The sequence below is a fragment of the Methanocaldococcus jannaschii DSM 2661 genome (genome assembly GCF_000091665.1).
Lineage (GTDB): Archaea > AGJL01 > Methanococci > Methanococcales > Methanocaldococcaceae > Methanocaldococcus > Methanocaldococcus jannaschii.
Map to the genome: position 1 here is coordinate 773648 of NC_000909.1, position 23589 is coordinate 797236.

Genomic DNA, 23589 nt, shown 5'->3' on the forward strand with positions numbered 1-23589 from the left:
AAACCTTATATATTAACCTAATAAAACTAAGTCTTATGTAAAATGAGGTGATAGGATGGATGCAACACTGATAGCCCTTGGGGCTTTAGCGTTGAGTGGTGCATTGGCAACAGTTGCTGGATGTGCAGAAGATTTGGAATCTGATGTAGGGTCTCAGTCAAACCCAAACTCACAGGTTCAGTTAGCTCCACAGATGGGGAATATACACAGATACTTTAACAAGGCTATATCTGGGGAGCCAGTTTCTTATGGTTTGTATGTTGCAGTTGCGGGGACAGTTGCTTATGCTATTATGCAAATGGGATTAAACCCAATTTTAGCGTTAATTTTAGGAGCAGGAGTAGCTGCTTTTGTTCATGGGGCTTATGCTATTTCAGCATATTTAGGTAGAATTGTGGGTCAATCAAAGAACTTTGGTCAGCCAGTTTATTGGGATGTTGTAATGAGCCATCTTGGCCCAATTGTTGGACATGGTTTTATTGCAGTCTTTTGTATGGTTTTAATGGCTTATTTAGCTAACACTATATTAGGAAACCCATTCCCACTGCCATTGATTGCATTGATATTTGGGATTACTGTTGGTGCAATTGGTTCATCAACTGGAGACGTTCATTATGGTGCTGAAAGAGAATATCAAAAATATCCATTTGGAGGAGGAGTTCCAGTTGCTAACCATGGAGATATTGACATTAAAGCAGAATATGGTTTAAGAAACGGTATGGACTCCTCATACTTCTGTTCAAGATTAGGAGGAGTTTTAACTGGTTTATGCTTTGGTTTAATTGTATTTTTAGATGGTTGGAGAGGTGTTTTGGGAGATATATTAAAAGGAGGTCAGGGAGGAAGTGTAATAACTGCTTCAATAATATCAATTGTTATTGGTTTGATAATCGTAGCTATATTGGCAATAATAAATAGAAAGGTTGAGGTCTTTGCAAGAAATAAGTATGGACCATACACAAAATAAAAGGTGATAATGTATGGATATTGTTAGCGCAATTGTTCCATTAATTGAGATGACTATTGCAGGGGCAATAATTAATGCAAGTGTTCATTTTATCCCTGTTGGAGGGGCTCCAGCGGCTATGGCGACCTCAACAGGGGTTGGAACAGGAACAACACAGTTGGCAGCAGGGGCAGGTTTTACTGGATTGATGGGTGCTGCAGTAATGGCATCAAATGTAGGTTTATCACCTATTGGAATGGCATTGATTATGATCTCTGGAGCTGTAAGTTCAATGATTATGCTCGGAGTAACGATGTTAATTGGGCAATTAATTTATGTATTTGGAGTTGGGGTTGTTCCAGCTGCAGATAAGTGTGAAATTGATCCTATAACTAAAGATCCACAAAAACCTTATGTTACTCCAGGGACTACAGGACATGGAGTTCCAACTGTTTGTTTTGTTAGTGGTTTAATAGGAGCGGCTTTAGGAGGAATTGGTGGAGCTTTAGCATACATTGCTTTAAGAAAACTCGGTTTAGATCCAGGAGTTGCAGGGATGTTAGCAGTTGGTTTCTTCTTTATCAATGCGGTTTTAGCATCATATAACATTGGAGGGACTATTGAAGGATTCCACGACCCAAAATTCAAGAAAATGCCTAATGGAGTTATTGCATCAACAGTAGCTTCATTATTGTTTGGTATAATTTCAGTATTGATGGTTTTATAAATTTAACAATATAGAATGGGTGATTAATTATGTCACATGGTGGAGGAGGTCATGCAGCTGAACTTTATCCTGAAGAGCAAATATTTGCTGTAGGTATTGCTTTATCATTGGTTGGATGCTATTTAGCAAACTTTTTGTCACCTTATGGATTGGGAATGTTAATTGGCGGTTTATTGGCATCTGCAGCATGTGTTGCTGGAGCAAATACTGTTAGGAAAGTAGCTGCTTACGGTCTTGGAACAGGAGTTCCGTCCATTGGTATGGTAAGTTTAGGTATGGGAACATTGGCGGCAGTTGCAGGTGTTTTAATTCCTGATTACTTCAATCTTCCTTATTTGGTAGCTCCAATTATAACATTGATAGTTTCAGCAGTTATTGGATATATCGTTGGAAGATTAACAGTAAATCCAGTAGGTATGAAGATTCCAATTATGGTTAGAAGTATGACATTTTTATCAATTGCAGGAGCCATGGCTTTATTAGGATTTACTGTTGCCTATGTGGGTAGTTTAGAACCACAAAAATACATTGATTATGCATTAAATAATGGTATGATGGCCTTGGCATTTATTGCTGCGGGTATGGCAATATTACATCCATTTAACGCATGTTTGGGTCCAAATGAAAGCCATAAGAGAACATTAACATTAGCAGTTGCTTGTGGTTTTATAACATGGTTTGTATTCTCAGTAGTTAAATTAGATATAGTATCTATAATTGTTTCAATAATATTATGGGCAATTGTCTATGTGAAGTTTGTTAAGATGTCATTTAAAGATGCCTGTGCAGTTCTTCACGTTCCAGAGATTCCTAAGAAGGAGGAATAAGGTGATAATATGGCAACTTATGTATTTATAGACCAGAATATTCCTTTAGTATATACTGTTGAAACAGGAGTAATTACAAAAGGATTTGGAGATTTGTTATTTGTTGATGTTTCTCCAATAGAAGAACAAATTAAAAAATTGGAAACATTGGTAGATGCATATGAGCATTCTTTAGATCCAAGGTATCCACCATTAAACTCATTCCCAAATAGAGATGGCGTCTATGCAATATCAGGATACTTTAAGAGTGCATTCTTTGGATTTTGGATAGGTCTTGGGATAATGGCACTGTTGGCGATAATATTGGGAGTGAAATTCTAAAAATCTCTTAAAAATTTTTATGGTGATGTCTATGGCAAATAAAAGAGAACCAGCACCAGGATGGCCAATTGTCTCTGGTGAATATGTTGTTGGAAATCCGGAAAGTTGTGTTGGAGTTGTAACTTTAGGTTCTCACGGTTTGGAGCAAGCATGTATCGATGCAGGGGCTGCTATAGCAGGACCTTGCCACACAGAAAACTTGGGTATTGAAAAGGTTGTAGCAAACTATATATCAAACCCAAACATTAGGTTTATGATTCTCTGTGGTTCAGAAGTCCAAGGGCATATAACTGGACAGTGTTTTAAAGCATTATGGGAAAATGGCATTGGAGACGATGGAGGTATTATTGGAGCTAAAGGGGCCATACCATTCTTAGAGAACGTGAATAAAGAAGCAGTTGAAAGATTTAGAAGGCAGATAGTTGAAGTTGTTGATTTAATTGACTGTGAAGATATTGGTAAAATAACACAAGCAATAAAAGAGTGTTTAAGTAAAGACCCAGGAGCTATTGACGAAGACCCATTTATAATTGAGTTAGAAGGAGGAAAAGGAGGAGGAGAAGAGGAAGAGGGTGTTATAAAACCAATAACACCAGAAATGGCAATAATTGAGAGTAGAATGAGATTAATTGGAAATGAAATGTGCTATAATGGATTGTTAGCAAAGTGGCAGGCAGGATATTATAATGGTAAGATTCAAGGAATTGCCACTGGTTTGTTCTTAATGCTACTAATTATGGGAATCTTAATGTTCTAATTGTATAAGGTGAGAAAATGGGTGTTGAAGTTTCAAACAAACCTAATGTTTCATCAATACAGAGTTATGTAGAGGATTTAGAATATAAAGTTGGATTAATAACGAGAAATAGAGGTTTAGAGAGTGGAACCGAATCTGCTGGAACAAAAGGATTAATAATTGGAGTAGTTTCAGCCATAGTGTTAATGGGTATTCCTTTGGCGCTGTATTTCTTAATGAAATAAGATTTTTTGGGGTGAATTAAATGTCCGAAGACGAAAAGTTGCCACAAGTAATAATGGACCCTGCAGATTATGAGGCATTAAAAAAGAGGTTAGATGAATTAGAAAAAAAGGTAGAAAACACAAATGCTGAACTCTTCCAACTGGCTGGAAAAAAAGTTGGGAGGGATATTGGAATATTATATGGTTTAGTTATAGGGATAATACTTTCCTACATACTGCCAGCATTAATCAAAATCATACAAATATTGAGTTTAAAAGTACTTGTTCAACAATAAATATATAAAAATTATGAGGTGGGAAATTATGTTTAAGTTTGACAGAGAGCAAATGGTCGTTGAAATTGCGGGGAGAAAAATTGGAGGTCAGCCAGGAGAGTATCCTACAGCTTTAGCAGGGACTATATTCTATGCAAGACACAAAATTGTTGAAGATGAGAGAAAAGGTATCTTTGACAAAGCAGCGGCAGAGGATTTAATTAACAAACAGGCAGAGATGGAAGACATTACTGGAAACCCAGCGTTAGTTCAGGTATTTGGAGGAACCCCAGAGGCGTTAGTTAATTATATTGACTTTGTTGCTGAGGTTTGGGATGGTCCAATGTTATTGGACTCTACATCAGGAGAAGCAAGAATGGCTGCTGCAAAGAGAGCTACTGAAGCTGGATATGCTAAGCAGTGTATTTATAACTCTATTAACGTTTCTATTGATGAGCAAGAATATCAGGTTTTAGTTGAAAGTGATTTGGAAGCATCAATTGTTTTATGTTTCGACCCAATGGACCCAACTGTTGAAGGAAAGATAAATGTCTTAACAAATGGTGGGAAAACAGCAGATAAGGGGATGTTAGAACTCGCTGAAAAAGCAGGTATTAAGTATCCTTTAATCGATACAGCAGTTACACCATTAGGTAACGGAGCAGGAGCTGCTGTTAGAGCATCATTTGCTGTTAAAGCACTATTTGGATATCCAGTAGGGAGTGGTATTCACAACATTCCATCAGCATGGGACTGGTTAAGAGAGTTTAGAAAACAGTTAAGAGAAGCTGGAGAAAGAGAAAAAGCAAAAGATATTCACCACGTTTGTGATGTTGGAGCAAACTTAGTCCAAGTTATGGCGTCAGGAGACTTTGTCCTTTATGGCCCAATTGACAATGCATATATGACATTCCCAGCAGTAGCTATGGTTGATGCAATTATTGCAGAGGCAGCAAAAGAATTAGGAATTGAACCAATAGATACACATCCATTCAAGAAATTGGTCTAATAAAATAAAAAATAAATAGTCTCTATTATTCTATTTTATTACTTTTTATAGTTTTGTAATTTTGATTCTTTTTAGAGTAATAGTATATAATTAGTGATAGTTATTTTCCTTGAAAGTGAATTAAAAATGCTATTATCAATTTTAAACATGTGACTTATAATATTACTTTTTTTATAGAAAATTGAAAAATTATTTATAAGGCTTCCAACAAACTAAGTTTTGAATAGTATATACAATACAGGACTTCGTAGTCTATATATTAACTGTTGGAATTTAGATTATATTAAGAGGTATCAATCCCTTTAAAGATTTATTCCTGTGGAGTTCTATAATATTTAGAATCATTGTTAAACGTAGTTGGAATTATGGTAAAATATAATATATACAAAATATGGGGTATTTATTTTTGTAAATATTAATTAATTTTTTTATTTTACTTGTGGGTAGATTGTAGAGAATAGAGGTATGTGTGGTTTAAATGACAAATGCGATGAAGATTATTGAAATGTTGAGGATTATTGACAACAGAGCAAAATTTATGGGTATTAAACTAACTATGATGAAAAATTTATTAGAAAAATACAAAGATAATAAGGAATTGCTAAAAGAAGTTTTGAAATTAACAGAAGGGACACGGCTACATGAACTTATATTGGAGGCATATCCACCTTTAGAGGAATTAAAAAAAGAAATTAGGGAGGAAGAGCATAAGATTAAAATTACTTCTGAAAGTGGGGGAGAAGAGAAAAAAGAATTCTGTACTTTTGAAGGTCCTGTATCTCTCATCGCATATATAAAAGAATATTTGAGGAAATATTATTTAGGAAATAATGTAAAAAGAATTTTTTATGATATTGGTAAAGATTACGCGATTAAATTAGGAATTAACACCTATGATGATATGATTACATTCATGAAAAAAGATTTTGGAGAAGTGGTTATTGAAAAATCGGAACCTTTAACAGTTGTAGTTAAAGATAATAAAGAGTGTAAAAACTGTAAAGCGTCGGAACCGATATGTTATCTAACAGCAGGGTTTATAGCTGGCTGTTTAGAAAATATGACTAACAAAACATATATTGTGGAAGTTACAGAGGAAAAATGTCAAGCTGTTGGAGACCCTTATTGTACATTTGTTGCAAAAAAATCAATAAGATTGGACTAATTCTTTTTTGTAATATTTATGAGACTTTTCGCAGTTTGGGATTAATAAGGAATTTAGATGCTTTAGATATCATTAATTAACTGAATGCACTTATATTCATGTAAAACTAATATATTAATCTTCTTTCCACATAAAAGCAAAATCTTTTAATGCTCTTTTTACCCTATCTATATTTCCTTCAATGATTACTTTATCTTTCTCATCACTGTATTCAAATATAACCCCATGCCATTCTCCTAAGTCACTCAATCTCTCAATCTGCATCTCTTTTTGTAACTTTACCCTTATTGCTTCTACTTTTCCTCTTTTTTTAACTTCCCTATTGTAGTTGCTTTTACTCACTGGGAATTTAGCATTAATCTCTCCTCTAATAGCTTTTATCATCCTATCTAAGTATTTTTCAGTCAGTTCAGTATCACATAAGCTAAAGAGTTGTGATTGAACATAATTCAGTTCTCTTTCAACATTTGCCAATATATTTATGGATGCATGAGGGTCTAAAATGTAATAAGAAAGGAGAGCGTTGGCTAATCTAAGCTTCTCAAAAACAATTTCAGGAACTTTAATCCCCCTATTAACCAACTCAGCTGATAACTCAGATAATACAACCCACTGTTTATCTAAGTTTCTTGCATCCTTCATTCCGTTCCCCATTTCCATAGCTTACCATAGCATTTAATAACTTATCATATAATAACTTATCGTATCTAATCGGTAAGCTATGGAAACGGGTTGTCCTCAACCCATAGCTTCATCGGGAAACACCGTTCCCTCTGCTATGGGTTCATTGGACTTAGGGCTGAACGGATACAGCCCCGTAAATCTCTTTATCAAATTAAATACAGCTACAGTATCCCTATCAGCATAAAATCCGCAATCAAAGCAATACATTAGCCTCGAAGGCAGAGCCCTCTCATCGGCTAATTTATACAGTTGAGATAATCTACTCCCACAATTAGGACATTTTATCGAAGTGTAAGCCGGATTTCCTTCAATAACTTTAACGCCAAATTCTAAGCATTTATTTTTTAAATAACCTAAGAATTTTTTAGCTGAGATGTTATGCAATTTATGTTTTAGTTTTTTAAATGATTTTTTAGCAATATTTTGGTTAAAATAAGGGGATAAGTCTTCAATAACTAAAACTGCATTATTTTCTTTAAGTTTTTTGGCTATTTTGTTGGCTAACTTTTTTAGTATATCTTCTCTGATATTTTTTAACCTCCTACCGAATTTTTTAGCAAAATAAATCCTTTCCTCTTCAACGGTTTATCCTGCTTATGAATTCCTTTAAAAGAAAATTTCTCTTGAATGTTAGTCATTATGTTGGAGTATTTTTCGGTTAATTTTCCTAAATCTGTTTTTATTAACTCTATATTTTCGAAATTACCATAGGTTATATTGTCTAAGTTAAAATCTAAGGCATAAACGGTTTTATAACTATCATTAATTGTTATCTCCTTCTCTAATGGAATTAAAACAGTTATCGTTCCATCTTCTTTATTCAATCTCAATTTAAATCCAGCTTTTATTCCCCAGCCTTCATTTAGCAGTTTAAAAAACTGTTTATGAGGCTTTAGGGGAATAACTATTCTACCATTCGGTGTAGATAATCTTAAATGCAAAGTTTTCTTTCCTTCTTTGTCTATCAAAAATAGTTTTTCTATATTGTTTTTAAAATCTCTATAGTTTGTTAAAACGTCATCTAACCATAAGGAAATGTTTTTAATTTTTGGTTTTGAAGTGTAAGCTTTATCTCTCTTTTTCATTGCTATAAAGCTTTTTATTCTCGTGGATGCATCTTGAGAGGCTGTATAAATATAATGAGTCGGTAACTTTGGGAGTTTGGATTTTATTTCTTCATAAATTCCCTCTCTAATCTTTCTATGGCTCTTTCTATTATTTTTTAAACCGAAATCTAAAGCAATAGATAAAACTTCTTTATAAGATTCGATAGTATTCTCTATGATTTTTATTTTTGTTTTTGTTAATGGTTTGCTTTTCAATGCAATAGTTTTAGTTAGTTTGATTGTTTTGGGCATGATAAGTATTTTGTAGGATTCTATTTCTATATTTTTCTTTCTATGCTATAATTTTGCTATTGTTTGTTATTATTTGATATGGGCTTAGAATTGTTTTGAATCCTTAACCTCTCAATATATCTTTTTAGGACCTGCTCACTATCATAATTAATTCTAACATTCATCTTCTTAAACTCTTCCTTCAACTCCTCTATATTTGTGTCTTTATCTATAAAAAATACTTGATAACTTGTTGTTGAGTTTATATTAAAGATGGCAACTTTATCATCATCCTTTAGCTCTCTTTTATCAATGGCAGCTCTAACTTTAACGAAATTTTCCATTTCGCTATTTAATGCCTCTTTAACAGTTAATATGGATATTAGGGTAGCAACAAACTCTACATTTTTATCGTTCATAGTATCCCTTAATTAATGTTAATTATTCTTATTTTATTCCTCTTCAAATTTAATTTCTTCCTCTGGAAGTATATAAAATACATAGTTCTCTCTCTTTGCTGGAACTTCTTTTAAGAATAACACAATCCCATTAACTGGGGTATTAACAAATCTTATATCTCCCTTTCTACTTTGTAAAGCGGCTATTCTATGCCCACCCAAAATTCTACAACCAAAATCTACAATTGGATAGACTTTATAACCCTCAGCAGGAATCTCTAATAATTTAGTTCCTTTTTTAATGTATGTTATCTGTCTAACTCCACCAACTTCATACTCTATAATCATATCTTTAGTAACAGTTCCCATTAATACATAGTTATCAAAATCATCGTATATAACTTGATATAAAACCTTTCCATCTCCTTCATATTCTTCATCTTTATCTAAAAATTTTATTACTTTTCCGCCATTTTCAATAACTACCTTTCTTCCCTCATGTTTCTCAGCGTTTTCAACATACAACCTTGGAATTCTCATAATATTCACCCCAAATAAAATTTAATAAATTCTACTCATTATAAAATCAGCCAAATCCTCTAAAACTTTCCTTCTGTCTTTATTGAATATCTTTAAATATTCTTTTGCTTCTTCAGTTTTTTGTTTCATAAGTTCTTTTGCATATTCAATTGAAGGCTTTAATATCTCAATTGCTTCTTTAATTTCTTCATCCTTAACATTTTTATTTCCTAAAATTTCCAATAATCTTTTCTTTTTATCTTCATCCAATGTTTTTAGGGCGTGGATAACAATTATTGTCTTTTTACCTTCTCTTATATCACTTCCAACTGGCTTACCTAACTTTTTCTGGTCCCCAATTAAATCTAAAACATCATCCTGTATTTGAAAAGTTAATCCAATTCTTTTTGCATACTCTTTTAATGCTTCCCTTTCTTCTTCATTACAATCAGCCATAACAGCCCCAATTCCCACAGAAGCCTCTAATAAAGCTCCTGTCTTTTTTCTAATCATATCTAAGTATTCTTCCATTGTAGGATAGTAGTTTTCAAATTCCATGTCCATTGCCTGCCCTTCACAAACCTCAACACATGCTTTTGATAGGATTTTTAAAACTTCATGAGCTTTTTTATTATCTTTTATTCTTGAAACTGCTTCAAAAGCTTTAGCATATAATAAATCTCCAGCTAAGATAGCCATTGGCTCTCCATAGACAACATGAACTGTTGGTTTTCCTCTCCTCTCATCATCATTGTCCATAATGTCATCATGTATTAAGGTGTAGTTGTGAATTAACTCTACTGCAGCAGCGGCTGGCAAAACCTCCTCAATATCGTCTTTCTTCAACATATAAGTTACTACAGTTAAATATGGCCTAATTCTCTTTCCTCCAGCAAATAGAAGATGTTTTGACGCGTTATATAGTTTATCATCTTTATCTACATAAGTCTTTAATTCTTCATCAATTTTTTGTAAAATATTTTTATCAAAGAGCATAATTCCACCTCTTTTAAATAATTCTTTCAAAGCTCAAACACTGCCCATTTCTTAATAAATGAACATCCTCTCCCAATCTATAACCTTCTTCCTCAGCTAATTTTGTATATTCAGCTGTTAAGTTAAAGTCCCCATGTGAAGGAATTATATGCTCTGGATTTAACCACCTTAGCATGTCCCTATGGTCTTCTTTTGCAGCATGTCCTGAAACATGAGCTCCTTTAAATATTCTAACTCCCAACAACTTTAATCTTGATTCTAACATGTATCTTTGAGCTGCATTCATTGGATTTGGAATTGGGTCTGCTGAGAACACAACACAGTCATATTTTTCAAACTTGTATGGGGTTTTGTTTGTAGCCATTCTTGACAATACAGCCCCTTCCTCTCCCTGATGTCCTGTGGCTATTATTAGATATTTCTCCTTACCCTCTTTAACTATATTCTTTAAAGCCATCTCTATTGAACTTGGGTCTCCATAAATCCTTAAATCTTCAGGGAATTTAACCAACCCAATATCTTGGGCTATTCCACAGAATCTCATCATACTTCTTCCTAATAAAACAGGAGTTCTGCCCATTTTTTCTGCTATATCTGTAATTGATTTTATCCTTGCAATATGGGAGGAGAATGTTGTTACAATAATACCGTGTTTGTCATTGTCAGCTGCTAATAAGTCATTTTTCAATAAACCAGAAGCGATAATTTCAGGTGGTGTTTTACCTTCGTGATTTATTCTTGTAGTTTCTGATATAAAGCATAACACCCCATTTTTACCAACTTTTTTTATTGCTCTATAATCTGGTCTTTCACCAACAACTGGGAAGTTGTCAAATTTAAAGTCGTTTCCATAGACAATTGAACCATAAGGGGTGTGTAAAACTGGCAATACAGAGTCTGGAATACTATGGGTTATTCTAATAAACTCTAAGGTTATGTTTGGAGTTAAATCTATAGATTCTCCAGCGTTTAAAACAATTAATGGGTTTCTTACATCAAATTTTTTCTCACTTAATATCTCTCTTTTAACCAGTTCAATTGTATAAGGTGTTCCAATAATTGGAGCGTTGTATCTATGGGCTAATTTTGGCACAGCTCCAATATGGTCTAAATGCCCGTGAGATAAGACAATTGCTTTAACTTCTCCCTCAATATTTTTCATAACTGTATCGTTTGGAATTATTCCCTTTTCAATTAACTCTAAGCTATGAAGCTTTGATATGTCAGTATCTTCATGAATCAAAACTCTATCTAATCTTATTCCCATATCCAATATTATAATCTCTCCATCTACATTAACTGCTGTCATATTTCTACCAACTTCTTCATAACCTCCAATAGCAATAATTTCCAATTTCACTCTCTCACATCCTTTAATTTTTTATAATTTTAATGTTTATAAATATTTAATTATTTTAAATAAATTTACAGCCTAACATCTAAGATAAAAATAAAAATCATAAATGGGATAACAGTATTAACAATACTGTTTTATTTTAATCTCTGGGAAATCCATTCTTTTAAAGTTCCTTTAACTATATAAGATGTTTTTTTAAGTTCTTCAATATTTTCAGCTCCAACTAAAAACATCGCTATTTTTAACTCTTTTATATAGCTCTCTAAAACTTTAACAACCTCTTCCCAGCCCTTTAAACTTGCTTTTAATATAGGCAAAGCAACTGAACAGCAATCACAACCAATTGCTATACATTTAGCTATATCTAAACCTCCTCTTATGCCTCCAGAACCAATAACTATACCATCATAAACGCTTTTTACTTCAAATATTGAAGCGGCAGTTGGAATGCCCCAATTAGCAAATTTTTCAGCCAATCTTTTAATTTCCTCCTCCTTAACTCTATAAATCTCAACCTTTGCCCATGAAGTGCCTCCACTTCCTTGAACATCTATTGCATCAAAGCCAATATCTTTTAAAATTAATGCATCTTCCTTTGAAAAACCTTCTCCTACTTGTTTAGCAATAAATGGAATATTTTTATAGCTTTTTTTGTAATTTGAAATAATTTCTTTGAGTTTATATAGGTTTTTAAAGTTTAAATCACCTTCTGGCTGTATAATCTCTTGTAATGGATTGAAATGTATAGCTATAGCATCGGCATCTATCATTTCAATTGCCTTATCTATAATCTCCTCATCCCAATCATCAACAATGAAATTAACTGCTCCTAAGTTACCTATAACTAAATTGTTTGTGTAGTCTCTAACAATGCTATAGGTATCTATCAGCTCATCATTAACAATAGCTGCCCTCTGAGAGCCAACACCCATACCTAAGCCGAGTTCTTCAACTGCCTTGGCTATATTCTTGTTTATCTCCTTTGCCTTACTATGCCCCCCAGTCATACCAGAAACAATAATTGGAGCAGATAGTTTTTTTCCAAACAATTCTATTTCTGTTTCTATATCATTAAAATTAATTCCGCAGGTTCCTTTGTGTATTAGTTCAATATCTTCTAATAATGTTGTTTTTTCATATTCAACATTACAATAACTACATAGAAATATATGTTCTAATTTTCTAACTTCTATCTCATTTCTATTATTAACCATAATTTCACCAAATACTATATAAATATTTGCTATATAACTTTGTGAAATTTTAATAACAAATTAAAAATAGACACATTATAAAAAAGTTAGTATTGACTTTATCAAAAATATTAAAAAAAGAAATAAAATAAAAATTATGAATAATAAAAAATATTTAAATATAAAATGCTAATGGTTTATTCTATTCCCAATTTCTTTAAAACTGGGTCAACTGGGATTGCATGGACGCTAACAGCTAAGTCCTCTGGCTTCATTCCAAATGCCAAACCTAACAACTGACTTAAGTGTAAAACAGGAAGTTTATATTCTTCACCAAACTTCTCTTTTATCTCTACTTGCCCCCTATCAAACTGTAAGTGGCAGAATGGACAGACATTGACGGTGCAATCAGCTCCTGCTTCAAGCATATTTCTTATTTTTTCTTTTGTCATATCTAATGCAGTTGGTAAGAATCTCGCTCTAACTCCTCCTCCAGCTCCACAGCACATTAAATAATCCCTATACATAACTGGTTTAGCTCCAGTTGCTGCAACAATCTCCTCTAACAATTTAGGTCTTTCTGGAGAATCTAAGTGTTTAACATCACTTGGTTTTAAGAAGTGACAACCGTAGTGGATAGCAACATTTAAAACATCTAATGGCTTAACAACTTTCTCTTTTATTTTATCTACTCCAATGTCTTTATAAATCAACTCAGCAAAGTGTCTAACTTTAATAGTTCCTTTGTATTGCTTGCCAATCTTATCCAACTTTTCATTTACAAAGTCCAATGCCTCTTTATTCTCATGTAATATGTGTGCTGCCTCAAACAATGAACCGTAACAACCGTTACAGACAGTTACAATATCTAATCCCATTTCTTCAGCAATACATAAGTTTCTTGCTGCTAATGTGAGCCATGTTTTTTGGTCGAATGAACCAAAGACTCCTGGAGCTGGACAGCAAGAAGCTCCTGGCATATATTCCAATTCTACTCCTAACTCTTCCATAACTATTTTTGTAGCTTTCTCAACTCCTGGGTATCTGTGTGGCATAATACATCCTAAGAAAAACGCATACTTCATCTTATCACCAAAAATCTTATTATTTCCTTTAATTTTTTATTGTTTAATTTTAATTCTAATTTTATTGGATTTACTCCTTTAAATCCATCTTTTCCCAGTCAAATGCTATTAATTTATCAAATTTTAACTCTTTAATTAATGTTCTAACTTCTTCCAAATCCTTCTCACTGAATTGAGCTGTTGGTGACTTTGCAGGCAATCCGAGTTTTCCTCTCAACTCAACAATCTGGTTATTTGCAGGAACAGCATGTCCAAATCTTAAAACATAAGAAGCTGTTTTTCTATGTGCTAATGCCATATTTCCTTTTTGAGCGGCAATATTTCTTAAAGTTTTTATGATTTCTGTAATTTTAACATCTCTTGGACATCTTTCATAACATGTATAACAAGTTGTACAATACCAGATATCATCACTATCTAAAACATCATCTAAACCTAATAAAACCTTTCTTAAAACTTTTCTTGTTCTATAAGCTGTTCTTCTTCCACTTGGACAGCTTCCAGTGCAGGTTCCACATTGGTAACAAGCTTTTATTGATTTTACGATATCTTCACCTAAAACTAACTTTCCAGCCTCAATAACCTCATTTACGAAGTTTTTATTTACTTCATCTAACTTTATTACTGCCATAGTATCACCTCACATTAAGGTAGGGTTTTGGTTATATATATAGTTAGAAACTTCGAATGTTAGTATTAGACACTTGTAAAATACCTCATTATAAATAAATTTTAAAATTTAATTTAAAGAGAAATTAAAAACATGAGGGGGTTATTTTATTTAACTTCTTTTGAATAAAATTAAAGAGGGGGCTAATGTGAGGATTACAATTTACAGTCCAGAAGTTTATACTTATGGTGCCATGCTCATTGGTGGTATTTTAAAACATAAGGGCTATAACGTTCATTTAGTTAGAAAGATTGATAAAACACTATTTTTAAAGTCAGATGTTATTATTTTCAGCCTATATTCAACTCTGCACATATTGGATAAAAATATCAGAGAGGCTATAGACTTTATAAAAAAAGTTAGGAAAAACAAAACCAAAGTTTATGTTGCAGGTTGTGTTTCAACGTATCCAGAGATTATTTTAAATGAGCTAAATGTAGATGGGGTTATAGTTGGAGAGGGTGAGATAACAACACCAAAAATTATTGAGGGAGATAAAGAGGGATTGGCTTATAAAGAGGGAGATGAGATAGTTATAAACTATCCAAAGGAAAAGCCAGATTTGAATCATCCTCTCCCACTAATACCAAAGGATATTGAACAGCAGTCGATTAGAGGAGCTAATGTTTATATAGAGACACATAGAGGTTGTTTGGGTAATTGCACTTTTTGTCAAGTTCCAAAGTTTTTTGGAAAAACCATTAGAAGTAGGGATGTTGAGGATGTTGTTGAGGAGGTTAAAGCATTTAAAAGGGCTGGAGCTAAGAGAATTGCAATAAGTGGAGGTACTGGAAGTTTATATGCCTTTAAAAAATCGATAAACAGAGATAAGTTTTTTGAGCTTTTGGAAAAGGTTTCTGAAGTTATTGGGAAAAATAATTTATCTGTTCCAGATATGAGGGTTGATTATGTTGATGAAGAAATATTAGAGGCAATAAAAAACTATACAATTGGATGGGTGTTTTATGGAATAGAGAGTGGGAGCGATAAAATTTTAAAAGATATGAAGAAAGGAACTAATAGGGAAAAGAACTTAGATGCAATAAAATTGGCTAAGGATTGTGGAGTTAAAGTAGCTGGAAGTTTTATAGTTGCATATCCAACAGAGACGGAGATGGATTATCTATTAACAAAAGATTTTATTGTAGATGCTGAGTTGGATGATGTTTTTGTATCTATTGCTGAGCCAATTCCAACCACGGAGTTGTGCGATTTAGTTCTATCTATGCCTAAGGAAGAGAATTTGCTATATAAGATGCATGAGGGAGAATATAGAAAACTTGGATTAAGTGAGGCAGAGGCAAGATGCTTTGATTTGCTGATTCACGCTGAAATGTGGAAGAGTATGCCAAAACCTTTAACTCCTCAACTCTATAACTTATATTTAAATGAGGCGAGGATACAAGGGAAAGATATAAGAGCTATAACGGATTTATTGTTTAAGTATAGAGATTTATTACTAAAAAAATAAAAAATAATTTGGTGGGAGAATGTGTATCTTCTGCAAAATAATCAATGGAGAGATTCCAGCAAAGGTTGTTTATGAAGATGAGCATGTTTTAGCTTTTTTAGATATAAATCCAAGAAATAAAGGGCATACTTTGGTTGTTCCTAAAAAGCACTATGAAAGATTTGATGAAATGCCTGATGATGAGCTCTGCAACTTTATAAAAGGAGTTAAAAAGACTGTTGAAGTTCTAAAAAAGCTTGGATTTGATGGCTACAATATAGTCAATAACAACGGCAGAGTTGCGGGGCAAGAAGTTAATCATGTTCATTTCCATATCATTCCAAGGTATGAAGGAGACGGAGAGGTTGTTAAATTTGGAGAGGTTAAAAACGTTGATTTAGATGAGGTTTTAAAGGAAATTAAAGGATAAGCTCCCCTTTCAATCCAAACGTCTTAGCATCAGTAATTTTCACTTTTCTAAACTCTCCTACCTCCCCTCCTTCAAATTTAACAACTTTAAAGTTGTCAGTATAACCTTTTCCCTCATCTAAAACTAAAACTTTCATAGCCTTTCCAATATACTTTTTGTTATTTAGATAGCTCAACTCCCTCCTCAATTTATCTAAAATTTCACTTCTTCTCTTTCTAATTTTTGTATCTATCTGCTTCATCTTTGCTGCCTCAGTTCCTTTTCTTTGAGAGTATTTAGCTCCGTGAATATAGTCTGGCTTTAACTCCCTCAAAACCTCTAAGGTATTTTGAAACTGCTCCTCTGTCTCTCCGGGGAATCCAACGATTATATCTGTTGTAAAGCAGAGATTTTTAATTTTCCTTCTGAATTCATTTACAATGTCTTTAAATTCATCTACTGTATAACCTCTCTTCATTCTCTTTAAAATCTCATCGTCTCCACTTTGTAAAGGCAAATGTAGAAATTTTCCAACTTTCTCATTTTGATAGACTTCTATAAGTTCATCTAAGATTAGTTCAGCATTTTTAGCATGCATCATTCCAACTCTCATTATAAACTCTCCCTTTATTTGAGTTAGCTCATTCAATAGGTTAGCTAAGTTATCTCCAATATCAAATCCATAGCATGCAGTATCTTGTGCAGTTATCAACAAGCATTTAGCTCCTTTATTTATTAACTCTTTGGCTTTATTAACGATTTTTTCTCTTGGATAAGATATTAGCCCACCTCTTGCTATTTTCACAATGCAGTAACTGCAGTTTCCTATACAACCTTCACATATTGGCAATGGAGTAATTAATGATGGTTTTAAGTAATCTAACTTCTTATAGAGTGTTTTGTTGATGTCCTCTTCAATATATGGCATTCTGTAGTGTTTTTCAACGTAATTTTTCAATATCTCTCCAGCTTTGTGAGCTTCTCTTGGATATATATGTAGGAATCCTTTAACCTTATTCTTTAAAGCCTTTGGCAAACATCCAGCAACAACAACCTCCTTTCCTAAATTTTTAAGTTCGTTTATTCTGTAAATCATTCTATTCTCTGTTTCTAATCTAACAACACATGTGTTTATTATTGCAATATCTGCCTCTTCTAAGTTATTAACTACTTCAAATCCATGTTTTTTTAGAGAATTCTTTATAATTTCTGTATCAGCGGTGTTTAAAACGCATCCATAGCCCTCAACATATACTCTCATATCCATCACCACTTGTAAATAATATAACCACATATTTAAATTTTATGTTGTGCATTATTTAATAATAACCAAATAAGAAATAGAAAATAAAATAGCAATAGCAAGTTAGAGTTTATAAACTTACTCAATCAAATCAGAAAATAGCTTTATGATATCCTTTGAGCTTAAAACACCAACAATTTTATCTTCACATGGTGATTTCACATATAAATGATGAATCCCTTTTTCAGCCATAATCTCAACGGCTTTTTCTAATGGAGCTTCTGGGCTAACAGTTATTGGATTTGTTGTCATTATCTCCTCCGCTGTTTTATCTAAATCATTATAGTGTTTTAATACATCTGTATCTGTTATAATTCCCCAGAATGTCTCTCCATCAGAAACTACGACAGATGATATATCATACTTTGCCATTGTTTTAATAACATCGCTTAATTTTGTATCTAAGGTTACTTCAACAACTCCCTTTTTCATAACATCTCTAACCAAATACTTTGATATCATGCTTACACCTCCTCAATTATATATTTACTATTCTTAGGTTTTTATAAATTCTCTTCTTTTTGAAACATACTGTAGTTATAAACCAAAATCTTTATATAGTCAAATATGACAATTGATGTATGATAACCTTCATATATTTCTTTGGCAATATCATCTATTACCTCCCAATTTATTCATATATTAACAATTACAAATTTATGCTTATGGTGATAATAATGGATGATTTAACTCAACTACCTGGTGTAGGTCCTACAACAGCTGAGAAGTTAAAAGAAGCTGGTTACACTGATTTTATGAAAATTGCAACTGCATCCATCGGTGAGCTAACAGAAATAGATGGAATTAGTGAGAAAGCTGCAGCCAGGATTATAGAAGCTGCAAGAGAACTCTGCAATTTAGGGTTTAAAAGTGGAACTGAGGTTTTATCCCAAAGAAAAAATATATGGAAGCTCTCAACTGGAAGTAAGAACTTAGATGAGATTTTAGGAGGAGGCTTGGAGAGTCAGTCAGTTACTGAATTTGCTGGAATGTTTGGTTCTGGTAAAACCCAGATAGCTCATCAGGCATGTGTTAATTTGCAGTGCCCAGAGAGAATAGTAGCAGATGACGCAATAAAGGATGAGATTTTAAATGAACCAAAGGCAGTTTATATTGACACAGAAGGAACATTCAGACCAGAAAGAATTGTCCAAATGGCAGAAGCTTTGGGTTTAGATGGAAATGAAGTTTTAAATAACATCTTTGTAGCAAGAGCCTACAACTCAGATATGCAAATGTTGTATGCTGAAAATGTTGAGAATTTAATAAGAGAAGGGCATAATATAAAGTTGGTTATAGTTGATTCATTAACATCAACATTCAGAACTGAGTATATAGGAAGAGGTAAATTAGCAGAGAGACAACAAAAATTAGGAAGGCACATGGCTACTCTCAACAAATTAGCTGATATATACAACTGTGTTGTTATAGTAACTAACCAAGTAGCTGCAAGACCAGATGCTTTATTTGGACCTTCAGAGCAGGCAATTGGAGGGCATATTGTTGGGCATGCAGCAACATTTAGAATATTCCTAAGAAAGGCAAAAGGAGATAAGAGGGTTGCTAAGCTTTATGATTCTCCACACTTACCAGATGCTGAAGCAATGTTTAGGATAACCGAAAAGGGAATTCATGATTAATTCTTTAAATTAATTTTTAAAATATATCTTTAAAAAATAAAAGAAATAAAACATCTAAAAAATTAATTAGCAGATTTCTTTTTTCATCAACTCTTTTACTTCTTCTAAGAACTTTCCATACCCAACTCTTTTCATAACTGCAGCTAATCTTTCTCTTTGTGGTTTTTCAGCATATTTGCCATAAACAACCAACACCTTATCAATAAAGTTTATAATTTCATCAACACTCATCAACTTCATTTTAACTCCTTCAACAACCTCTCTTCCAGTTTTTCCACCAACATAAACTAAATAACCCTCTTCTTTAACTTCCCTTGCCTCATTTGGACAGTTTTTAATACATTTTCCGCAGCCAACACATACGTTGTAATTTGTGTAAGATGTTTCTCCTCTAATATCAATTGCCTCAACCTTACAAACCTCAGCACATCTTCCGCAACCGTTACATTTTTCTTCATTTACCTTTGGATATTTTACTCCAGCTATTCCAATATCATGAACTTGTGGTCTTACACATCCGTTTGGGCAACCGCTAATTGCAATTTTAAACTTATATGGAGCAGGTCTCTCTTTGAAGTTATCTTCAATGATTCTTGCAAGTTCTGTTGTATCTACTAAACCACTGCTACAGTTTCCTCCTCCAGGACAAGCCAATGTTGCTCTGACTAAAGGCCCCTCTGAACCTGTTAGAAGACCTTTTTCTCTCAACCTTAAAACAATATCTTCAACATCAAATCCACTAATACCGTGAAGTTCATAGCCAGCTCTATCAGTTACTTTTATCTTTGCATTGTATTCTTCTGCAATATCTAAAATTTCTTTTATCTCCTCTGGCTTATACCATCCTCCTGGCTTAGCTCTAACTCTTATAAAGTATGTTCCATCTGCTCTCTTTCCAATTCCTCCGTAATCTGCAGTCCAGTAGAATGAAACATACTCATTATTTTCTCTCCTTCTCTCAACTTCTTTCTTAAATCTCTTTAATTTTAGCTGTCTTAATTTCTCAATTTCTTCTAAATTAACTCCTTCTTTTAATTCTACAGCATTTTTAATTTCCTCTCCCTTTTCAGTTCTTATTATGATTGTTGAATAACCATCTGGACTTCCAACACACCCAACTGAAACATCCGCCATCTCTGCATCAAAATCCCTACACATCTTACAGCCAGAGCAGATTTCAAACTCTTTTAGGTCAAATTCCTTCTTCTCTCCATTTACATAAACGAGGAGTTTTCCTTTCTTAATGTCAAATTTCTCAACTTTTTCAATATCTATTCCATGTTTTGATAGAACTTCCTTCATGTTGTCGTATCTAAACTTCTCAGTGCAGAATAAGCCAATTAAATACTCTATTTTTGGCAGTTTTACTGGCTTTCCATTTCTTCCTAATTCAAGGTCGTGCTTAGCATGGTATGGGAAATACTGCAGTTTTCTCAATCCGTTAATTTGGCAAGGCAATCCAACAACAGCAACTTTCTCTAAACCCATCTCTCCAGCCTTTCTTAATGCATCTAAGGTTGAGATTGCATATTTTGATTTTGCAGTTTTTAATAAATCCTCTGCATTTTGAACAACCAATGAAACTGGTTTCCAGCATTCATCTCCAACGACTATAGCTCCATCTATCTTTCCGTTTTCTAATAGGTATTTTAGAAATGCTGTAACAACTCCCCCATCTTGTCCTTCAATATCACTTTTTGCATAATAGTATTTTTCATAAAACTTCTCTCTAATCTTTATCTGATACTTTGCAGAAGAAACTCTTGGACATACTTCAAAACACATTCCATGACCTTTTCTTAAACATTCATCGATTAACTTTGGTCTTTCATCAAAGGTTAATATACCATTAGGACATACTATAGTGCAGGTCCCACATCTTGCACATACTCCACTATCGACTATTTCATTTAACTTCCACTCATACATTTTTTCACCACTAAATGTGTGATTGATTTATTCACACTTTAATGCTATTTAATAAAACTATATAAAACTTACTAATGTGTTCATGAATTACACACATATAAATTTCCCCCAAATGTGTATTTATATTTTTTGATATTTTTTGAATTGAGAATTGAATGTTATTTTAATAATATTAGGTGATAGTTGTGGATTACATAACTCCATTAATGGAGAGTATGAAAATCTCTGCTTATTATACCATAAGAATATCTATTATTGTTTTAACAACGGTGTTTATTGTTAATTACATTATGAGTACTGGCATCATGAAGAAGCTAAGTAATATGTTATCTCCAATTTTAAGAAGGCTTAAAGTTAATCCTCTTTCAATATCCTCTACTTTAGCATGCTTTTTCAGCCCAACAGTAGGATACTCAATTTTAGCAGAGGGATTGAAGGAGAATAAAGTAAATGAAAGAGAGGTTATAGGAGCTTCTTTAGCAAATTCATTCCCTTCAGTTTTGTCCCATACATTCACATTTTTTATTCCAGTTGTTGTTCCAATTTTAGGACATACAGGAGTTTTATATGTCTTGATAAGGTTGGGGGTAGCTTTAGCAAAGACAATAATTGGATTTTTATATTTATCAATTATATCAGAGGATTATTCCTTTGAGATGCCAGAGATAAATAAATTAAACAAAAAGGAGAATGCAAAGAAATCATTTAAAAGCACTATTAGATTTGCCAAGAGATTAATACCAATAATGTTTTTTATGATGACATTGGTTCTCTATTTGTCTAAAATTGGATTTTTTGATTATGTTGAGAAATTTGTTCAACCAATAACAAACTTGCTAAATTTAAATCCCAACGTTGGCATTTTGGCATTGACAGAGATTATGAATGTGCAGGCAGCTATAGTTATGGCTGGTGGATTTTTAAATGAGGGAATTTTGAGCTCAAAAGAGGTTTTAATTGGTTTGATTATTGGGAATGTTTTGACATTCTCAACAAGATATGTTAAGCATTCCTTACCTTTGCATGTTTCTCTATTTGGAGCTAAGTTAGGGACTAAAATAGTTATGGTTAATGCAGCAATCACTTTGTTGTTGGATATCTTTATAATAGCGGGGCTTTTATTAATTTAATGTATTTTAAATAAAAATAAACCAAAAGATTTAATTAATTTTATTTGATTTTGTAATAGTATTTTAAATCATCGTCTCCTCCAAACAACTCTGGGTGAATCATCTTTGCAAAGTCCATCATATAACCAGCTGGGTCTCTTGCCTCCCAAACATAATAATCTGGATGAGACACATAGAACCTTCCAGTTTTAAATGCTTTAAATTCAGCAAAGTTTGGATTTATTTTTAATAAATCTTCTTTTGTCTTAACATCTCCATAGAACCATATTAATATAACAACATCTGCGTTCATAGCCCTTTCATAAAACGTTTCTTTATCTACATATTGATAGCCTCTATTATAATCATCAAATACATTTTTACCTTTAAACTCAGCAATCATTTTGCTGTAATAACTATCATTTCCATAGATTCCTGGCATATTTTTGGTTTTTGACCAGCTGAAGATAACAACCGTTGGTTCATTTGTTACATTTTGAACCTTTTTCAATATATTTTCTCTTACTTTAACTACATTTTCAAACCATTTATCTGCTTTTTTATATGCGTTGGATCCCCAGAATGCCGCGGCAAATTTTATCCACTCTACTCTTCCCATGTATGTTGGTTCTTGATAGGTGTAGAATCTTGAAACAGTTACTCCCAATTCTTTTAGTTTCTCTTCAACCACATCTTCACTCTTCCAGTCACCTAAAAAAACAATATCTGGAGTCAAATTTACTATTAACTCATAATTTACTCCTTTACTTGGACTTCCTATATCTACCACTTTTCCTTCATCAAACAATTCTTTAAGTTTTGGCGACTTTTCTACAGCATACTTTGGAGCCCCAACTATAGTATGATGATAGGCATTCAATATGTCTGCTGCTGATATAATTGGGCAATAAAAGTCTGTAACGATTCTTTTTACAGGAACTTTTATTATCTTCCCATCTGAAATGTTAGGAGCCTTAGCATTTCCTTCAACCAAAACAAACTTGTTACCCACAGAATCAGCAACTACACAATAACCCTCATCCCAGTGAGGATAGAGTTTGAACGTTTCTGCGTATCTAACCACATTAACTCCTAATTTTGGCTGAGTTTCAGCTTTTTGTGATTCAGATTGGGTAGTTTGTTGAAGCTGAGTTGTAGTTTTACTCTCTTCCACACATCCTGCAAATGCAACTATAACCCCAATCATTAAAATTGATAGTAAGAATAATTTTCTCATAATATCACTCTGTTCATATTTTTTAAAAAAAATTAATAACATT

General features: G+C 33.0%; 27 protein-coding genes. 13 read left to right on the forward strand and 14 right to left on the reverse strand.

The window, feature by feature from the left end; translation table 11 throughout:
* The first annotated feature begins 55 nt into the window (after positions 1–55).
* The 9 genes from mtrE to MJ_RS04585 all read left to right on the forward strand — a co-directional run bounded on the left by mtrE (position 56) and on the right by MJ_RS04585 (position 6230).
* Positions 56–967 carry a tetrahydromethanopterin S-methyltransferase subunit E gene (gene mtrE, locus MJ_RS04545; RefSeq protein WP_010870361.1) on the forward strand — a complete coding sequence of 304 codons (912 nt, stop codon included), beginning with the start codon at positions 56–58 and terminating at the stop codon, positions 965–967.
* A gap of 13 nt (positions 968–980) precedes the next feature.
* Positions 981–1673 carry a tetrahydromethanopterin S-methyltransferase subunit D gene (mtrD, locus tag MJ_RS04550; RefSeq protein ID WP_010870362.1) on the forward strand — a complete coding sequence of 231 codons (693 nt, stop codon included), beginning with the start codon at positions 981–983 and terminating at the stop codon, positions 1671–1673.
* A 29-nt stretch (positions 1674–1702) separates the two neighbouring features.
* Entirely contained in the window at positions 1703–2500 is a 798-nt protein-coding gene (gene mtrC, locus MJ_RS04555; RefSeq protein WP_010870363.1) for a tetrahydromethanopterin S-methyltransferase subunit MtrC, read from the forward strand.
* A 9-nt stretch (positions 2501–2509) separates the two neighbouring features.
* Complete coding sequence (locus MJ_RS04560; protein WP_010870364.1) at positions 2510–2821, forward strand: tetrahydromethanopterin S-methyltransferase subunit B; 312 nt, start codon at positions 2510–2512, stop codon at positions 2819–2821.
* Between the two features lie 31 nt (positions 2822–2852).
* Positions 2853–3578 (forward strand): tetrahydromethanopterin S-methyltransferase subunit A, encoded by a 726-nt coding sequence (gene mtrA / locus MJ_RS04565; RefSeq protein WP_064496640.1) that lies wholly within the window; start codon positions 2853–2855, stop codon positions 3576–3578.
* A 17-nt stretch (positions 3579–3595) separates the two neighbouring features.
* Positions 3596–3802 (forward strand): tetrahydromethanopterin S-methyltransferase subunit F, encoded by a 207-nt coding sequence (locus tag MJ_RS04570; protein ID WP_010870366.1) that lies wholly within the window; start codon positions 3596–3598, stop codon positions 3800–3802.
* Positions 3803–3822: 20 nt separating this feature from the next.
* Positions 3823–4077 (forward strand): tetrahydromethanopterin S-methyltransferase subunit MtrG, encoded by a 255-nt coding sequence (gene mtrG, locus MJ_RS04575; protein WP_010870367.1) that lies wholly within the window; start codon positions 3823–3825, stop codon positions 4075–4077.
* A gap of 28 nt (positions 4078–4105) precedes the next feature.
* Positions 4106–5065: a tetrahydromethanopterin S-methyltransferase subunit H gene (mtrH, locus tag MJ_RS04580; protein WP_010870368.1), complete on the forward strand. Its 960-nt coding sequence runs from the start codon at positions 4106–4108 to the stop codon at positions 5063–5065.
* A gap of 478 nt (positions 5066–5543) precedes the next feature.
* Positions 5544–6230 carry a V4R domain-containing protein gene (locus MJ_RS04585; protein ID WP_010870369.1) on the forward strand — a complete coding sequence of 229 codons (687 nt, stop codon included), beginning with the start codon at positions 5544–5546 and terminating at the stop codon, positions 6228–6230.
* 114 nt (positions 6231–6344) lie between these two features.
* Here the strand turns inward: MJ_RS04585 and MJ_RS04590 are convergent, their stop codons facing one another.
* The 10 genes from MJ_RS04590 to hdrC all read right to left on the reverse strand — a co-directional run bounded on the left by MJ_RS04590 (position 6345) and on the right by hdrC (position 14430).
* Positions 6345–6872, reverse strand: coding sequence for a DUF2096 domain-containing protein (locus MJ_RS04590; RefSeq protein ID WP_064496641.1), 528 nt, complete (start codon positions 6870–6872; stop codon positions 6345–6347).
* A 96-nt stretch (positions 6873–6968) separates the two neighbouring features.
* Positions 6969–7481, reverse strand: a complete 513-nt coding sequence (locus tag MJ_RS09735; RefSeq protein ID WP_341871964.1) for an IS200/IS605 family accessory protein TnpB-related protein — start codon at positions 7479–7481, stop codon at positions 6969–6971.
* Positions 7448–8272, reverse strand: coding sequence for a hypothetical protein (locus MJ_RS04595; protein ID WP_010870372.1), 825 nt, complete (start codon positions 8270–8272; stop codon positions 7448–7450). Before MJ_RS04595 ends, MJ_RS09735 begins: the two co-directional genes overlap by 34 nt.
* Positions 8273–8328: 56 nt before the next feature.
* Positions 8329–8670, reverse strand: a complete 342-nt coding sequence (locus MJ_RS04600) for a DUF749 domain-containing protein (RefSeq protein ID WP_010870373.1) — start codon at positions 8668–8670, stop codon at positions 8329–8331.
* Positions 8671–8703: 33 nt separating this feature from the next.
* On the reverse strand, positions 8704–9189 hold the full coding sequence (locus MJ_RS04605) for a DUF2118 family protein (RefSeq protein WP_064496642.1): 486 nt from the start codon (positions 9187–9189) through the stop codon (positions 8704–8706).
* Between the two features lie 21 nt (positions 9190–9210).
* Positions 9211–10164, reverse strand: a complete 954-nt coding sequence (locus MJ_RS04610) for a polyprenyl synthetase family protein (RefSeq protein ID WP_064496935.1) — start codon at positions 10162–10164, stop codon at positions 9211–9213.
* 13 nt (positions 10165–10177) lie between these two features.
* Positions 10178–11524, reverse strand: coding sequence for an RNase J family beta-CASP ribonuclease (locus tag MJ_RS04615; protein ID WP_010870376.1), 1347 nt, complete (start codon positions 11522–11524; stop codon positions 10178–10180).
* A 131-nt stretch (positions 11525–11655) separates the two neighbouring features.
* Complete coding sequence (gene fni, locus MJ_RS04620) at positions 11656–12735, reverse strand: type 2 isopentenyl-diphosphate Delta-isomerase (protein WP_010870377.1); 1080 nt, start codon at positions 12733–12735, stop codon at positions 11656–11658.
* A gap of 176 nt (positions 12736–12911) precedes the next feature.
* On the reverse strand, positions 12912–13799 hold the full coding sequence (gene hdrB, locus MJ_RS04625; protein WP_010870378.1) for a CoB--CoM heterodisulfide reductase subunit B: 888 nt from the start codon (positions 13797–13799) through the stop codon (positions 12912–12914).
* A 70-nt stretch (positions 13800–13869) separates the two neighbouring features.
* The gene (gene hdrC / locus MJ_RS04630) at positions 13870–14430 is read right to left on the reverse strand and encodes a CoB--CoM heterodisulfide reductase subunit C (RefSeq protein WP_010870379.1); all 561 of its coding nucleotides are present in this window, start codon (positions 14428–14430) and stop codon (positions 13870–13872) included.
* A 187-nt stretch (positions 14431–14617) separates the two neighbouring features.
* Here hdrC and MJ_RS04635 point away from each other — a divergent pair, with 187 nt between their 5' ends.
* Together MJ_RS04635 and MJ_RS04640 are read left to right on the forward strand one after the other, a co-directional pair.
* The gene (locus MJ_RS04635) at positions 14618–15940 is read left to right on the forward strand and encodes a methyl-coenzyme M reductase glutamine C-methyltransferase (RefSeq protein ID WP_064496936.1); all 1323 of its coding nucleotides are present in this window, start codon (positions 14618–14620) and stop codon (positions 15938–15940) included.
* A gap of 19 nt (positions 15941–15959) precedes the next feature.
* Positions 15960–16349: an HIT family protein gene (locus MJ_RS04640; RefSeq protein WP_010870381.1), complete on the forward strand. Its 390-nt coding sequence runs from the start codon at positions 15960–15962 to the stop codon at positions 16347–16349.
* On the opposite strand, the gene MJ_RS04645 is transcribed toward MJ_RS04640, so the two are convergent.
* Together MJ_RS04645 and MJ_RS04650 are read right to left on the reverse strand one after the other, a co-directional pair.
* Complete coding sequence (locus MJ_RS04645) at positions 16339–17589, reverse strand: tRNA (N(6)-L-threonylcarbamoyladenosine(37)-C(2))-methylthiotransferase (protein ID WP_064496643.1); 1251 nt, start codon at positions 17587–17589, stop codon at positions 16339–16341. The two genes, MJ_RS04640 and MJ_RS04645, sit on opposite strands and share 11 nt — an antisense overlap.
* Positions 17590–17709: 120 nt before the next feature.
* Positions 17710–18093 (reverse strand): CBS domain-containing protein, encoded by a 384-nt coding sequence (locus tag MJ_RS04650; RefSeq protein ID WP_010870383.1) that lies wholly within the window; start codon positions 18091–18093, stop codon positions 17710–17712.
* 212 nt (positions 18094–18305) lie between these two features.
* On the opposite strand from MJ_RS04650, the gene radA reads away from it, so the two are divergent.
* Complete coding sequence (gene radA / locus MJ_RS04655) at positions 18306–19271, forward strand: DNA repair and recombination protein RadA (RefSeq protein WP_209320042.1); 966 nt, start codon at positions 18306–18308, stop codon at positions 19269–19271.
* A 66-nt stretch (positions 19272–19337) separates the two neighbouring features.
* On the opposite strand, the gene fsr is transcribed toward radA, so the two are convergent.
* A complete protein-coding gene (gene fsr / locus MJ_RS04660) occupies positions 19338–21200 on the reverse strand; it encodes a coenzyme F420-dependent sulfite reductase (protein ID WP_010870385.1) in 1863 nt (620 codons plus the stop codon).
* A gap of 206 nt (positions 21201–21406) precedes the next feature.
* Between fsr and MJ_RS04665 the strand changes: the two genes are divergently transcribed.
* Positions 21407–22330 (forward strand): nucleoside recognition domain-containing protein, encoded by a 924-nt coding sequence (locus MJ_RS04665; protein ID WP_162484778.1) that lies wholly within the window; start codon positions 21407–21409, stop codon positions 22328–22330.
* 40 nt (positions 22331–22370) lie between these two features.
* Here MJ_RS04665 and MJ_RS04670 read toward each other — a convergent pair whose 3' ends face one another.
* Positions 22371–23546: an ABC transporter substrate-binding protein gene (locus MJ_RS04670; protein WP_064496645.1), complete on the reverse strand. Its 1176-nt coding sequence runs from the start codon at positions 23544–23546 to the stop codon at positions 22371–22373.
* Positions 23547–23589: the final 43 nt, after the last annotated feature.

Excerpts from the sequence above, each read along its gene's own strand:
- mtrE (WP_010870361.1), top strand. The coding sequence starts at position 56 with ATGGATGCAACACTGATAGCCCTTGGGGCTTTAGCGTTGAGTGGTGCA.
- mtrD (WP_010870362.1), top strand. The coding sequence starts at position 981 with ATGGATATTGTTAGCGCAATTGTTCCATTAATTGAGATGACTATTGCA.
- mtrC (WP_010870363.1), top strand. The coding sequence starts at position 1,703 with ATGTCACATGGTGGAGGAGGTCATGCAGCTGAACTTTATCCTGAAGAG.
- MJ_RS04560 (WP_010870364.1), top strand. The coding sequence starts at position 2,510 with ATGGCAACTTATGTATTTATAGACCAGAATATTCCTTTAGTATATACT.
- mtrA (WP_064496640.1), top strand. The coding sequence starts at position 2,853 with ATGGCAAATAAAAGAGAACCAGCACCAGGATGGCCAATTGTCTCTGGT.
- MJ_RS04570 (WP_010870366.1), top strand. The coding sequence starts at position 3,596 with ATGGGTGTTGAAGTTTCAAACAAACCTAATGTTTCATCAATACAGAGT.
- mtrG (WP_010870367.1), top strand. The coding sequence starts at position 3,823 with ATGTCCGAAGACGAAAAGTTGCCACAAGTAATAATGGACCCTGCAGAT.
- mtrH (WP_010870368.1), top strand. The coding sequence starts at position 4,106 with ATGTTTAAGTTTGACAGAGAGCAAATGGTCGTTGAAATTGCGGGGAGA.
- MJ_RS04585 (WP_010870369.1), top strand. The coding sequence starts at position 5,544 with ATGACAAATGCGATGAAGATTATTGAAATGTTGAGGATTATTGACAAC.
- MJ_RS04590 (WP_064496641.1), bottom strand. The coding sequence starts at position 6,872 with ATGAAGGATGCAAGAAACTTAGATAAACAGTGGGTTGTATTATCTGAG.
- MJ_RS04595 (WP_010870372.1), bottom strand. The coding sequence starts at position 8,272 with ATGCCCAAAACAATCAAACTAACTAAAACTATTGCATTGAAAAGCAAA.
- MJ_RS04600 (WP_010870373.1), bottom strand. The coding sequence starts at position 8,670 with ATGAACGATAAAAATGTAGAGTTTGTTGCTACCCTAATATCCATATTA.
- MJ_RS04605 (WP_064496642.1), bottom strand. The coding sequence starts at position 9,189 with ATGAGAATTCCAAGGTTGTATGTTGAAAACGCTGAGAAACATGAGGGA.
- MJ_RS04610 (WP_064496935.1), bottom strand. The coding sequence starts at position 10,164 with ATGCTCTTTGATAAAAATATTTTACAAAAAATTGATGAAGAATTAAAG.
- fni (WP_010870377.1), bottom strand. The coding sequence starts at position 12,735 with ATGGTTAATAATAGAAATGAGATAGAAGTTAGAAAATTAGAACATATA.
- hdrB (WP_010870378.1), bottom strand. The coding sequence starts at position 13,799 with ATGAAGTATGCGTTTTTCTTAGGATGTATTATGCCACACAGATACCCA.
- hdrC (WP_010870379.1), bottom strand. The coding sequence starts at position 14,430 with ATGGCAGTAATAAAGTTAGATGAAGTAAATAAAAACTTCGTAAATGAG.
- MJ_RS04640 (WP_010870381.1), top strand. The coding sequence starts at position 15,960 with ATGTGTATCTTCTGCAAAATAATCAATGGAGAGATTCCAGCAAAGGTT.
- MJ_RS04645 (WP_064496643.1), bottom strand. The coding sequence starts at position 17,589 with ATGAGAGTATATGTTGAGGGCTATGGATGCGTTTTAAACACCGCTGAT.
- MJ_RS04650 (WP_010870383.1), bottom strand. The coding sequence starts at position 18,093 with ATGATATCAAAGTATTTGGTTAGAGATGTTATGAAAAAGGGAGTTGTT.
- fsr (WP_010870385.1), bottom strand. The coding sequence starts at position 21,200 with ATGTATGAGTGGAAGTTAAATGAAATAGTCGATAGTGGAGTATGTGCA.
- MJ_RS04665 (WP_162484778.1), top strand. The coding sequence starts at position 21,407 with ATGGAGAGTATGAAAATCTCTGCTTATTATACCATAAGAATATCTATT.
- MJ_RS04670 (WP_064496645.1), bottom strand. The coding sequence starts at position 23,546 with ATGAGAAAATTATTCTTACTATCAATTTTAATGATTGGGGTTATAGTT.